Annotated in this window: 11 protein-coding genes and 1 riboswitch; of the genes, 4 read left to right on the top strand and 7 right to left on the bottom strand. The window is 68.1% G+C overall.

Going from position 1 to position 12,093, the window contains the following annotated elements; genetic code table 11:
- From OC159_RS06435 to OC159_RS06405, 7 genes are all read right to left on the bottom strand, one after another.
- Positions 1-561: a hemerythrin domain-containing protein gene (locus OC159_RS06435; RefSeq protein WP_265500336.1), complete on the bottom strand. Its 561-nt coding sequence runs from the start codon at positions 559-561 to the stop codon at positions 1-3.
- Positions 558-1,508: an ABC transporter permease gene (locus OC159_RS06430; RefSeq protein WP_265500335.1), complete on the bottom strand. Its 951-nt coding sequence runs from the start codon at positions 1,506-1,508 to the stop codon at positions 558-560. The genes OC159_RS06435 and OC159_RS06430 overlap by 4 nt, the downstream gene beginning before the upstream one ends.
- 3 nt (positions 1,509-1,511) lie before the next feature.
- Positions 1,512-2,813 carry an ABC transporter permease gene (locus tag OC159_RS06425; protein WP_265500334.1) on the bottom strand — a complete coding sequence of 434 codons (1,302 nt, stop codon included), beginning with the start codon at positions 2,811-2,813 and terminating at the stop codon, positions 1,512-1,514.
- A gap of 55 nt (positions 2,814-2,868) precedes the next feature.
- Positions 2,869-3,945: an ABC transporter substrate-binding protein gene (locus tag OC159_RS06420; protein ID WP_265500333.1), complete on the bottom strand. Its 1,077-nt coding sequence runs from the start codon at positions 3,943-3,945 to the stop codon at positions 2,869-2,871.
- A gap of 77 nt (positions 3,946-4,022) precedes the next feature.
- Positions 4,023-5,093 (bottom strand): ABC transporter substrate-binding protein, encoded by a 1,071-nt coding sequence (locus OC159_RS06415; RefSeq protein WP_265500332.1) that lies wholly within the window; start codon positions 5,091-5,093, stop codon positions 4,023-4,025.
- A gap of 79 nt (positions 5,094-5,172) precedes the next feature.
- Complete coding sequence (locus OC159_RS06410; RefSeq protein WP_265500331.1) at positions 5,173-6,276, bottom strand: ABC transporter ATP-binding protein; 1,104 nt, start codon at positions 6,274-6,276, stop codon at positions 5,173-5,175.
- Positions 6,277-6,497: 221 nt separating this feature from the next.
- Positions 6,498-8,396 carry a DEAD/DEAH box helicase gene (locus OC159_RS06405; RefSeq protein WP_265500330.1) on the bottom strand — a complete coding sequence of 633 codons (1,899 nt, stop codon included), beginning with the start codon at positions 8,394-8,396 and terminating at the stop codon, positions 6,498-6,500.
- A 244-nt stretch (positions 8,397-8,640) separates the two neighbouring features.
- On the opposite strand from OC159_RS06405, the gene chrA reads away from it, so the two are divergent.
- The 4 genes from chrA to thiS all read left to right on the top strand — a co-directional run bounded on the left by chrA (position 8,641) and on the right by thiS (position 12,091).
- On the top strand, positions 8,641-9,933 hold the full coding sequence (gene chrA, locus OC159_RS06400; RefSeq protein ID WP_265500329.1) for a chromate efflux transporter: 1,293 nt from the start codon (positions 8,641-8,643) through the stop codon (positions 9,931-9,933).
- Positions 9,934-9,977: 44 nt separating this feature from the next.
- Positions 9,978-10,079: riboswitch (TPP riboswitch) on the top strand.
- 66 nt (positions 10,080-10,145) lie between these two features.
- Positions 10,146-10,952 carry a bifunctional hydroxymethylpyrimidine kinase/phosphomethylpyrimidine kinase gene (gene thiD, locus OC159_RS06395; protein WP_265500327.1) on the top strand — a complete coding sequence of 269 codons (807 nt, stop codon included), beginning with the start codon at positions 10,146-10,148 and terminating at the stop codon, positions 10,950-10,952.
- Entirely contained in the window at positions 10,945-11,904 is a 960-nt protein-coding gene (locus tag OC159_RS06390; RefSeq protein WP_265500326.1) for an FAD-dependent oxidoreductase, read from the top strand. The genes thiD and OC159_RS06390 overlap by 8 nt, the downstream gene beginning before the upstream one ends.
- Positions 11,894-12,091 carry a sulfur carrier protein ThiS gene (thiS, locus tag OC159_RS06385; RefSeq protein WP_265500325.1) on the top strand — a complete coding sequence of 66 codons (198 nt, stop codon included), beginning with the start codon at positions 11,894-11,896 and terminating at the stop codon, positions 12,089-12,091. The genes OC159_RS06390 and thiS overlap by 11 nt, the downstream gene beginning before the upstream one ends.
- The last annotated feature ends 2 nt before the right edge of the window (positions 12,092-12,093 follow it).

Here is a 12,093-nt window from a genome sequence, read left to right as displayed (position 1 = left end):
TCAGATTGGCACGCGCAGCGCGCCAAGGGGTTCTTCCAGAACCGTTTCCTCATAGCCGAAATGCGACCTGACCGCACGGTCCAGCGCGGCGAAACGGGCGGCGCAATCTGCGAACGCCTTCTGGCGCGGTTGGGACACCAAGTTCTCCGCAGCCGCATGCAGCTCCTCGATCAGGTCGTGGATCACCCGATGCTCGGCCCGCAGCCGCGCCATGACCGGGGCGAGCAGGTCCCCGCCCCGCTCTTCCAGCGGCGGGAACATCCACGTCTCCTCGATGTCGTGGTGGTTCATCAGCAAGGCGCAGTCGCGCCCGCAGGCTGTCCCGAACTGGCGGACGTTCCGCGCCAGATCCGTCCCTGCCACCGCCGGTGCCAGCGTCTGGGGCGCAGCGTCGCCCTGTTCGATGGACTGCATGAGTCCGGCCACGGCCGCCAGTTCGGCGCGGTACATGTCGTGGATCGCGGCCAGCCGCCGGCCATGGGCGCGCTCGGCCCGGCCGGCACCTGGCCAGGGTCCGGGACGGGGCCGAGCGGCCGCGTCCTCAAGCTCCTCGGGGGTCATCGGGGGGTGACGCCGCGGATACGCTCGGACCGGCGGCGCAGCAGCTCGACCGTGGTCAGCAGCAGGATCGAGAACACCACCAGCAGCGTCGCCACCGCCAGGATCGCGGGGCTGATCTGTTCGCGGATGCCGTTCCACATCTGCCGCGGGATCGTCTGCTGGTCGGGACCGGCGATGAACAGCACCGCCACCACCTCGTCGAACGAGGTGACAAAGGCAAAGAGCGCACCCGAGATCACGCCGGGCAGGATCAGCGGCATCGTCACCCGGAAGAAGGTCGTGCGGGGGTTCGCCCCAAGGCTGGCCGCCGCGCGGTTCAGCGACTGATCGAACCCGACCAGCGTCGCCGTCACCGTGATGATGACGAAAGGGATGCCAAGCGTGGCATGGGCCAGGATCACGCCCAGATAGGTGCCCGCCAGCCGTCCGCATTCCGGCGACAGCCCGAACATGGTCAGCAATTCGCACGGGTTCGAATAGAAGAAGAACATCCCCGTCGCCGTGATGATCAGCGGCACGATCATCGGAGAGATCAGGATCGCCATGATCGCGCGGCGGAACGGCATCTCGGGGCGCGACAGGCCAAGGGCTGCCAGCGTGCCCAGCCCCGTCGCGACGATGGTCGAGAACACCCCGATGATGATCGAGTTCTTGGCCGCATTCACCCATTTCGCATTGGCCCAGGCATCCGACCAGAAGGCCGCTCCCGTCGCATCCGGGTTCTGCATCCCGAATGTCAGCAGGCTGCGGTACCAGCGCAGGCTGTAGCCGTCGGCGTCCAGCGACAGCATCTTGTCGGTGAAGGTGAAGTAGGGCTCGACGTTGAAGGACAGCGGGATGATCACGATGATCGGCGCGATCAGGAAGAAGAAGATCGCCGCGCAGATCGCCAGGTAGGCATAGTGCCAGGCACGCTCCAGCGGGCTTGCATAGGTCGGAACGGCCATGGATTACCCCAGTTTCAGGTTGTCGACGCCGACCAGCCGGTCATAGAGCCAGTAAAGCACCAGAACCGCCGCCAGCAGGATCGCCGCCAACGCCGCGGCCATCGACCAGTTCAGCGTGTCGGTCATGTGCATCGCGATCATATTGGAAATCAGTTGCCCCGACGCCCCCCCGACCAGCGCGGGCGTGATGTAGTAGCCGACGGCCAGGATGAAGACCAGCATCGCCCCCGCCCCCAGCCCCGGCAGCGTCTGCGGGAAATAGATGCGGCGGAAGGCCGTCCAGCTGGTCGCGCCCAGGCTGCGGGCGGCCCGGACATAGGACGGGTTGATCGTCCGCATCACCGAATACAGCGGCAGGATCATGAACGGCAGCAGGATATGCGTCATGGCGATGATCGTGCCGGTCTGGTTATAGATCATCTGCAGCCGCTGCCCGCCGCCGATGATCCCCAGCCAGACCAGGATGTCGTTCACGACCCCCTGCTGCTGCAGCAGCACCATCCAGCTGGTCGTCCGCACCAGAAGCGAGGTCCAGAAGGGCAGCAGCACCAGGATCATCAGCAGGTTCGATCTGCGCATCGGCAGCGTCGCCAGCAGGTGCGCGATCGGGAAGCCAAGCACGAAGGTCAGCGCCGTGATGACCGCCGACAGCCAGAAGGTGCGGCCGAACAGCATCACGTAGACCTGCTGGCGTTCCTCGACCTGTCGGATGTTGCCTTCGGCGTCGCGTTGGCGGTCGACCGCTGCCAGGTAAAAGTTCGCCGTGACCGGTATCGAGGCCTCTCGCATGGTGGACCACAGCTGCGGGTCGGCCCACTTCTCGTCGATCTCCTGCAGGGCGCGGTCATAGGGCGGCTCGATCCCCCTGCGGACCTGGCGCCCGGTCGAGGTAAAGAGCGACCGCGACCCCGACAGGTCATAGTTGATGCGGGTGCCGACCACGCCGATCGTGCGCGCCTCGGCGCTTGCGGTCAGGTCGGCGGCCAGCGCCGTCCAGGCCTCCTCGTCGGGGGGCGTGCCACGCTCGGTCCGGGCGAACCAGGCCGACACCTCTGGCATGTTGGCCGAGAAGCCGTCGTTGTAGAAGGACCGCTGCAGCATCTGGCCGATCGGCACCACGAAGGTGATCAGGATGAAGGCCAGCAGCGGCAGCACCAGCAGAAAGGCGCGGCGGCGCGCGCGTCGCTGGCTGCGCGCCAGGGCGCGGGCCAGCGGTTTGCCGTCGGCGGTGGTCAGCCGGCCCGTCTCGACGCCCGAAGCGGTCGTCGCGATGGCGGCATGTGGATCAAGTGCGGCGTTCGCCATGTCGTCCCCGGCAGTCAGGGCCGCCGCACCCCGGCGGGGCGCGGCGGCGTTCGGATCAGGAAGAGGCCAGCCAGCTGTTGAAGCGCTCGGTCAGCTCGGCATCGTGGTCGGCCCAGAATTCGGGGTCGTCCATGACCGCGTTCTCCAGATGCTCGGGCGAGGTGGGCATGTGCGGCGCCATCTCGGTCGTGCCATCCTCGTACATCCCGACCAGATCGGCCGAGGATTTGCGCGACGGACCATAGGCGATGTATTTCGCCTGATCGGCCAGCGGCTGCGTGCCGGTGGCGAATTTCAGGTATTCCATCGCGGCTTCGGGGTTCGGGGCGTCCTTGGGGATCACGAACATGTCCATGTCCATGTACTGCCCGTCCCAGATCACCTCGAAGGGCTGGTTCTCGGCCACCATCGCGTCGAAGACCCGGCCGTTATAGACGGTGGTCATGCTGACCTCTCCATCGGCCAGCAGCTGGACGGGCTGGGCGCCGGCCTCCCACCAGACGACGTCGTTCTTGATCGTGTCCAGTTTCGCAAAGGCCCGGTCCACGCCCTCGTCGGTGGACAACACGTCATAGATCTCGTCCGCGGCCACACCATCCGCGATCAGCGCCAGATAGAGCGTCCGCTTGGGGTTCTTGGGCAGGCCGCGCTTGCCGGGATAGGTCTCGGTGTCGAAGAAATCGGCAGCGGTCGTCGGCGCCTCGCTTTCAAATTTTTCGGTGTTATAGGCGATGACCGTGCCCCAGAAAATGTTGGCGACCGCGCAATCCTGCAGCGCGCCGTCGATGAAATCCTCGGTCGCGGGGGTTCCGTCGGGCGCGGCGGGCAGCGAATCGTGGTCGATCTCGACCAGCGCGCCCTCGTCGCACAGGCGGATCGCGCTTGAGACCTCGATGTCGAAGACGTCGCCGGTGACGTTGCCGGCCTCGACCTGCGCGTTCAGCGGCGTGGCGGGATCGTCGGCGGCGATCATGTTGACCTTGATGCCGGTCTCTTCGGTGAAGGGCTTGTTATAGGCTTCGACCTGGCTGCGCTCATAGGCGCCGCCCCAGGACACGACGTTGACTTCCTGGGCGGTGGCCGTGAAGGCCAGCCCCGTCAGCGCGGTGCTCAGGATCAAGGTGGTTTTCATGTCTCTTCTCCCCGTGGATGGACCTTTGCGGCCCGTTATGGTGGTGGGCCGGGCCGTGATCCGGCCCGGCCTTCGGCTCAGCTGGCCAGCCAGCTGTTGAAGCGCTCGTTCAGTTCCGCGTCGTGATCGACCCAGAAATCCAGGTCCGAGCCGAGGGCATTCGTCATGTTCGCCTCGGAGGTCGGCAGGTGCGGGCCCATCGGCTGGTCGCCGCCCTCGATATTGCCGACCATAGACGCGGCCGAACGGCGCGGCGGGCCATAGCTGATGAATTCGGCGGCGCGAGCCTGGGGCGCGGGCGCCGTGGTCCAGGCCACGAATTCCATCGCCTCTTCCAGGTTCGGGGCGCCCTTCGGCACGACCCAGCCCTCCATCTCATAGATCTGGCCGTCCCAGATGATCTCGAACGGCTGGCCATCCGCCTGCGCGGCGTTGAAGATCCGGCCGTTGAAGGCATAGGCCATGTTGACCTCTCCATCGGCCAGCAACTGCGGGGGCTGCGCGCCCGCTTCCCACCAGATCACGTCGTCCTTGATCGTGTCCAGCTTGGCGAATGCGCGGTCCACGCCCTCTGGCGTCGCCAGGACGTCATAGACCTCGGCCGCGGGCACGCCATCGGCCATCAGCGCCAGTTCCAGGTTGAACTTGGCGCCCTTGCGCATGGTGCGCTTGCCGGGGAAACTCTCGGTGTCGAAGAAGTCCGCCGGGCTGGCAGGCTTGGCATCGGCATACTTGTCGGCGTTGAAGGCCAGCACCATCGAATAGACGTCGGTGCCGACGAAGCATTCGGTGATCGCGCCGTCGATGAAGTCTTCCTCGGCGGCGGTGCCGTCCTCGGCCGCAACCAGGATCGAGGTGTCGATGGTTTCCAGCGCGCCCTCGTCGCACAGGCGCACCGCGTCGGCATATTCGACCGAGGCCACGTCGATCGAGACGTTGCCCGCCTCGACCTGCGCCTTGATCGGCGTGGCAGGATTGTCGGCATCCGACATATTCACCGCGGTGCCCGTTTCATCGGTGAAGGGCTTGGCATAGGCTTCAAGGTGGCTGTTGCCATAGGCGCCACCCCAGGACAGCAGGTTGACGTCGGCCAGTGCGGGGCCGCCGATCAGGCCGATCGCGGTGCCAAGAAAAAGAACTCGTTTCATCAGGATCTCCAGTTGGAAAAGGCGCGGCGCTTCGGCCGTCGTTCTTGGCCGCAAGATGCGGCAATGGCGCGGGACCCGCTCAGACGGGGTCCAGGGCACGTGCGTCCTGCGGGTGCCAGCCGATGCGGATCTGCTGCCCCGGTGCCAGCCGGGTCTGACCGATCGTGTTGCGCATCTTCATGACAAAGTTGTCGCTGCCGGCCACCGACAGGCGGGCGCGCAGGATGTCGCCCATATAGATCACCTCGACGACCTTCGCCTCGATCGTGTGGGCGCCCTGCGGCATCATCTCGGGCTTGAACTCCACCCGCTCGGGGCGGATCGAGACGGTGGTGCGCTGGCCTACTTCGCGGATATTGACGGCGGTCGCGTCGATGACGCCGCCCCCGTCCAGCCGCACCAGCGCCTTGTCGCCCTGGAGCTGTTCGATCATGCCCGGAAGCGCATTGTTTTCGCCGATGAAGTTCGCCACGAAGCTGTTTTCGGGCGCCTCGTAGAGCGCCGCCGGCGGGGCAAGCTGCTGGATGCGGCCGTCGTTGAAGACCGCGATCCGGTCGGACATGGTCAGCGCCTCGCCCTGGTCATGCGTGACGTAGACGACGGTAATTCCAAGTTCCTCGTGCAGGTGCTTGATTTCGAACTGCATATGCTCGCGCAGCTGCTTGTCCAGCGCGCCCAGGGGTTCATCCATCAGCACCAGTTCGGGGTCGAAGACCAGCGCGCGGGCGAGCGCGATCCGCTGCTGTTGGCCGCCGGACAACTGCGCGGGACGGCGGTTGATGAAGCTGCCCATCTGGACCATGTCCAGCGCGCGCTTGACACGGCTCTCGCGCTCGGACTTGCCCATGCCGCGGACTTCCAGCGGGAAGGACAGGTTCTCACCGACCGTCATGTGCGGAAAGAGTGCGTAGTTCTGGAACACCATGCCGATGCCGCGCTTGTGGGGCGGCACCTGGTTGATCGGGCGCCCGTCCAGGCGGATTTCTCCGTGGGTGGCGGTTTCGAAACCCGCCAGCATCATCAGGCAGGTGGTCTTGCCCGAGCCTGACGGCCCCAGCATCGTCACGAACTCTCCCTTGGCAATCGAGAGGTTCAAGTCTTTGACGACAAGCGTCTGTCCGTCATAGCTTTTTTGCACATGCTCGAAGGCGACGAACGTGTCGCCGCGGCGGTTGTCCAGCAAAGGGCGCTCTCCCTGTTGTCGTTTTGTTGTTCAGCGCAAGCCGCAGGTTATGCGGGCTGTCGGTAGACTGGCAAGACAATTTGCGACATTTCATGCGCTGTTCCCGCCGCAACGAAAAGCGCCGGACAGAGCCCTGTCCGGCGCCTTCAGACATTGCGCCCTGCCCGATGAACGCCTGCCCGCCCATTGGGCAGGCTGCGAACCGACTGGGCAGGATCAGGTCAGCCGGGCCGCTTCGGTCCCTTGCGATGCGGCTTGGCGGTGCCGGGACGGTCCGCGCGCGGCTTGCCCTTGGCGGCCCATGCGGGCTTGCCGGCACCCTCGCCGGCCGAAGATTTCTTCTTCCAGGCCTTCAGGGGCGGGCGCGGGCCCTCGGTACGCGGATCGGCGAGGGGCGCGTCATCGGGCAGCCACCCGCCGCGCGCCGACTTGACACGCGCCTTGTGACCTTCGCTGTCCGGCGCGTTCTTGCGCGGGGCCGGCTTGCGCGCGGGACGGTCGTCGCGGTCGAAACGCGGCCGGGGGGCCTGGGCGTCCAGATCCGGCTCGCCCTGCATCCGGCGCATCGTCACCTCGGGAGTGATCTCGATGAAGTCGCCGAAGCGGTCGGCCTGGGACGCCGCGATCTGGACGTAGGACAGGTCCTGCTTCACGCGGATCGCGCCGATGCCGTCACGGGTGATCCCGCCCGCATCGCAGATCTTGGGCAACAGCCAGCGCGCTTCGGCGCGGCCGGAATGGCCGACCGACAGCGTGAACCAGACCGAAGGCCCGAACTCGCGCGGCTCTCGGGGCGCCATGGGGGCGGGCGGGGCCTGCGTCTCCATCAGCTCCTCGGCGGCGGGACGACCTTCGCGCCACAGCTTCAGGAACGCCGCTGCGACCTGCTCGGCCCCGAACTTCTCGAGAAGCTGTGCTGCCAGCGGGGCGTCGTCGCCCACTTCCTCGGTCAGGCCGGGATGGTCCATCATCCGTTCGTCGTCGCGCGCGCGCACGTCATCGGCCGACGGTGCCTTGACCCATTCCGCCACCACCTTGGCGTTCTGCAACAGCCGCTGCGCCCGCTTGTAGTCCGAGGACGGCACGATCAGCGCCGACACGCCCTTGGACCCCGCGCGGCCGGTCCGGCCGGACCGATGCAGCAGGGTTTCGGGGTTGGTGGGCAGGTCGGCGTGGATCACCAGCTCCAGCCCCGGCAGGTCGATGCCCCGCGCGGCCACGTCGGTCGCGATGCAAACCCGCGCCCGACCGTCGCGCAGCGCCTGCAGCGCATGGGTCCGTTCCTGCTGCGACAGCTCGCCCGACAGCGCCACGACCTTGAAGCCGCGGTTCGACATGCGCGCCAGCAGGTGGTTCACGTTGGCCCTCGTCTTGCAGAAGACGATGGCGGTCTGCGCCTCGTGGGTGCGCAGCAGGTTGAAGATCGCGGGCTCGCGGTCGCGGGCCGTCACCGAGTAGGCGCGATAGGCGATGTCGCCGTGCTGGCGCGCCTCGCCCTGGGCGCTGATCCGCAGCGCGTCCTGTTGAAAGTCGCGGGCCAGCTTCTCGATGGCCGACGGCACCGTGGCCGAGAACATCAGCGTGCGTCGTTCGGTGGGCGCGGCGCCAAGGATGTATTCCAGGTCCTCGCGGAAGCCCAGGTCCAGCATCTCGTCGGCCTCGTCCAGGACGGCCGCGCGCAGGGCCGACAGGTCCAGGCTGCCCCGGTCGATGTGGTCGCGCAGGCGGCCCGGCGTGCCGACCACGATCTGCGCCCCGCGCTGCAGCGCCCGGCGTTCGTTGCGATAGTCCATGCCGCCGACGCAGGTCGCGATCTGCGCCCCGGTCCCGGCGTAAAGCCATTCCAGCTCTCGGGCGACCTGCAGCGCAAGCTCGCGCGTCGGTGCAATGGCCAGCGCCAGCGGCAGCTCTCCCTCTGGCAGGCGGTCGCCTTCCAGCAGGTCGGCGCCCATCGCAAGGCCAAAGGCCACGGTCTTGCCGGATCCGGTCTGCGCGGAAACAAGGACGTCGCGGCCCTGCGCCTCGGGCGCCAGAACGGCGGTCTGCACGCTTGTCAGGCTGTCATAGCCCTTGGAGGCCAGCGCCGCCTGAAGCGGTGCGGGAAAATTCAGTTCGGTCATTCGGTTCGCCAAAATGCGGGGATGCCATTCGCGCGGCATCCGGTGAGCGGCACCCATTGTCGCTGCGACCGGCCCACCCTGCACCCGCCGCCCCGAGACTGCAGGGCCAGAGGCGGCTCCATACGCGACGTGCACCCGAAAGTCCACGGCCTTTCGGACGACATGTTACGTCAACATGACAACCGCCCACAGGGTGCTTGACGGCCCCTGTCCGCGGGGGCACCACGCCGAAAACGGAGGAGCCATGCATCCCAACGTCCCGCCCGGCCTTGGCACGATGTTCGCCGTCTGGGCGCGCGTCGCCGCGCTCAGCTTCGGGGGGCCTGCGGGGCAGATCGCCGTGATGCACCGCATCCTGGTCGAGGAACGCCGCTGGATCGACGAGGCCCGCTTCCTGCACGCGCTGAACTTCTGCATGCTGCTTCCCGGACCCGAGGCCCAGCAGCTGGCGACCTATATCGGCTGGCTGACAGGCGGCGTGCGCGGCGCGCTGATTGCCGGGGTGCTGTTCATCCTGCCGGGCGTCGCGGCGATCATGGCGCTCAGCTGGATCTATGTCCTTCTGGGCGACGTGGCGGTGATCGAGGGGCTGTTCCTTGGACTGAAGGCCGCCGTCCTGGCGATCGTGGTTCAGGCGGTGGTGAGGCTGGCGGGCAAGGCACTGCCCTCGACGCCGCTTCGGCTGCTGGCCTTCTTGGCCTTTCTGGCGCTCTTCGCCTTCGACGCTCCGTTCCCGCTTGTGATCGCCGCAGCCGCCGCGATCGGCGCCGTGGCCATTCACGCGCCTCCGCCGCCCGTCGGACCCGCACTGACGGCGCCGGATGCCGGCGCTGCCCGACGGGCCGCCCTCTGGGCGCTGGCGCTGTGGCTTCTTCCAGTGGGTGCGCTGTTGGCAGCCGCCCGCGGCAGCGTCTTCGCCGATATCGCGGTCTTCTTTTCCAAGCTTGCGGTCCTGACCTTCGGCGGCGCCTACGCCGCGCTGGCCTGGGTCGCTCAAGAGGCCGCAGGCCCCCTCGGCTGGCTGCAGCCCGGAGAGATGCTGGACGGCCTCGGCATGGCCGAGACGACACCCGGCCCGCTGATCATGGTGCTGCAGTTCGTGGGCTTCATGGCGGCCCTGCGCGAGGCGGGCTGGGCGCAGCCCCTGCTGGCCGCGACAGCGGGCGGGCTGCTGGCGACCTGGGTGACGTTCGCGCCCTGCTTTGCCTGGATCTTCCTTGGTGCGCCCTTCATGGAAGGTCTGCGCCGGAACCGCCGCCTGGCCGCCGCGCTGCGGGCCGTGACCGCCGCCGTGGTCGGCGTGATCCTGAACCTGGCGCTGTGGTTCGCGGTCCATCTTGTCTGGACGCAGACCGTGCAGGTGAAGGCTGGCGCGCTGCAGGTCGAACTGCCGGTGCCACTGTCCATCGACCCCGCCGCGGCCATGCTGTCGGCACTTGCACTGGTGGCGGCACTGCGCCTGCGCATCGGAATGGGCCTGCTGCTGGCCGGATCGGGGCTGGCTGGCATGGCGCTGCACCTGCTCGGTGCGACCTGAAGAAGCCCCCTTGCAAGTGCCCGCGCGGCCCGCTAGCTTTCCGTCGCAAACCGTTGGGGTGTCCCGCACAGGGGCTGAGAGGCGCGAGCCAACCCATCGAACCTGATCCGGGTCATACCGGCGGAGGGAACGGTGCAGATGATTGCGGCCCCGGGTCGCCTTTTGTCCCCCCCTTGCCCGGTCATGTCCAACAGACGCCTGAGGGGGACGACGTGACCACATCCATTGCCCTGACCATAGCCGGGTCGGATTCCGGCGGCGGCGCGGGGATCCAGGCCGATCTGAAGACCTTCTCGGCGCTTGGCTGCTATGGCGCCAGCGCCGTCACCGCCCTGACAGCCCAGAACACGCGCGCCGTGACCATGGTTGAACCCGTCACCCCGGCAATGATCGCGGCCCAGATCGACGCGGTCTTTGGCGACCTCGACGTTCGCGCGGTCAAGCTGGGAATGCTGGGCGGACCAAGGGCGATCGCCACCGTCGCCGACGGGTTGCAGGGCCGGGGCGTGCCCGTGGTGCTGGACCCGGTGATGGTCGCCAAGTCGGGCGACGCGCTTCTGCCCGCCGATGCCGTTGCGACCCTGCGCCAGCTGATGCTGCCGCTGGCGACGCTGCTGACGCCGAACCTGCCAGAGGCGGCACGGTTGCTGGACACGACCGTCGCCACGACCGAGGAGGAGATGACCTTCCAGGCGGCGGCCCTGCTTGGTCTTGGCGCGGGGGCCGTCCTGATGAAGGGCGGCCATGCACAAGGGCCGATCTGCACCGACCTGCTGGTCGCGCCCGCCGGTGTGATGCGCCTCTCTGCCCCCCGGCATCCGACGCGAAACACCCACGGCACGGGCTGCACGCTTTCGGCCGCGGTCGCTGCGGGACTGGCGCAGGGACTGGCGCTTCAGCAGGCGGTCACCCGCGCGCACGCCTATCTGCAAGGGGCCATCAACGCCGCCGACAACCTGCGGGTCGGAAGCGGGCACGGGCCGGTCCACCATTTCCACGCGGTCTGGCCGCATGTCTGACGTCACGATCATCGGCGCCGGCGTCGCCGGCCTCTGCGCTGCGCACGAACTGGTGCGACGGGGTCTGCGGCCGCGCATCCTCGATCGGAACGGGCCGCCGGGGCCGCATGCATGCTCGTGGTGGGCAGGCGGGATGCTCGCGCCCTGGTGCGAAGGCGTGACGGCGGAACCCGTCGTCACCCGCTTGGGGGCCGAGGCCGCAGCGGCCTGGGCCCGCGTCACGCCGGTGACCCGCAACGGCACGCTGGTCGTCGCGCTGGACCGCGACCGGGCAGAGCTGGCGCGCTTTGCCCGCCGCGCCACTGGCCACCAGTCGTGCGACACGCGCGATGTCGAACCCGACCTGCCCCGCCGGCAGGGCCTGATCTTCCCTGACGAAGCGCACCTGGACCCGCGCCGTGCGCTGGCCGACCTTCAGGCGGCCCTTGCGGCGGAGGGCATCACCATCGAACAGGCCGAGGCCACGCCCGAGGACCTGTCCGGCACGGTCGTCGACGCCCGCGGCCTGTCTGCCGCCCAGCCCGGCCTGCGCGGCGTCCGCGGGGAAATGGTCGTCCTGCACGCCCCGGATATCCGCCTGTCGCGCCCGGTCCGCCTGCTGCACCCCCGCTACCCAATCTATCTGGTCCCGCGCGAGGGCGGCCTCTTCATGCTGGGCGCCACCCAGCTGGAAAGCGCCTCTCGGGCACCCGTCAGTGCGCGGTCGGTGCTGGAGCTGCTGTCGGCGGCCTATGCGCTCGACCCGCGCTTTGCCGAGGCCAGCGTGGTCGAACTGGGTGCCGACCTGCGCCCGGCCTTTGCCGACAACGTGCCACGGATCACGGTCCGAGGCCGGGTGCTGCACCTGAACGGCCTCTTTCGCCACGGCTACCTGATGGCGCCGGTGCTGGCGCGGCAGGCAGCCGACTATCTTCTTACCGGAACCAGAGGAGAGCTTCTCCATGAGGATTGAGGTCAACGGGATCGCCCGCGACGTGACTGCGACGACCGTGGCAGGGGTGCTGGAGGAACTGGGCTGGAACGACGCCCGCGTCGCCACCGCCCTGAACGGCGACTTCCTGCCGTCGTCGGCCCGCGCCGCGCAGGCGCTGCGGGACGGCGACCGGCTGGAGGTTCTGGCCCCGATGCAGGGGGGCTGAGC

Origin of the sequence: Paracoccus beibuensis, from assembly GCF_026162625.1 — a bacterium.
Classification (GTDB): Bacteria; Pseudomonadota; Alphaproteobacteria; order Rhodobacterales; family Rhodobacteraceae; genus Paracoccus; species Paracoccus beibuensis.
The sequence above is the reverse complement of the archived record's forward strand: the minus strand, read 5'-3'. Positions and strand labels throughout refer to the sequence as shown.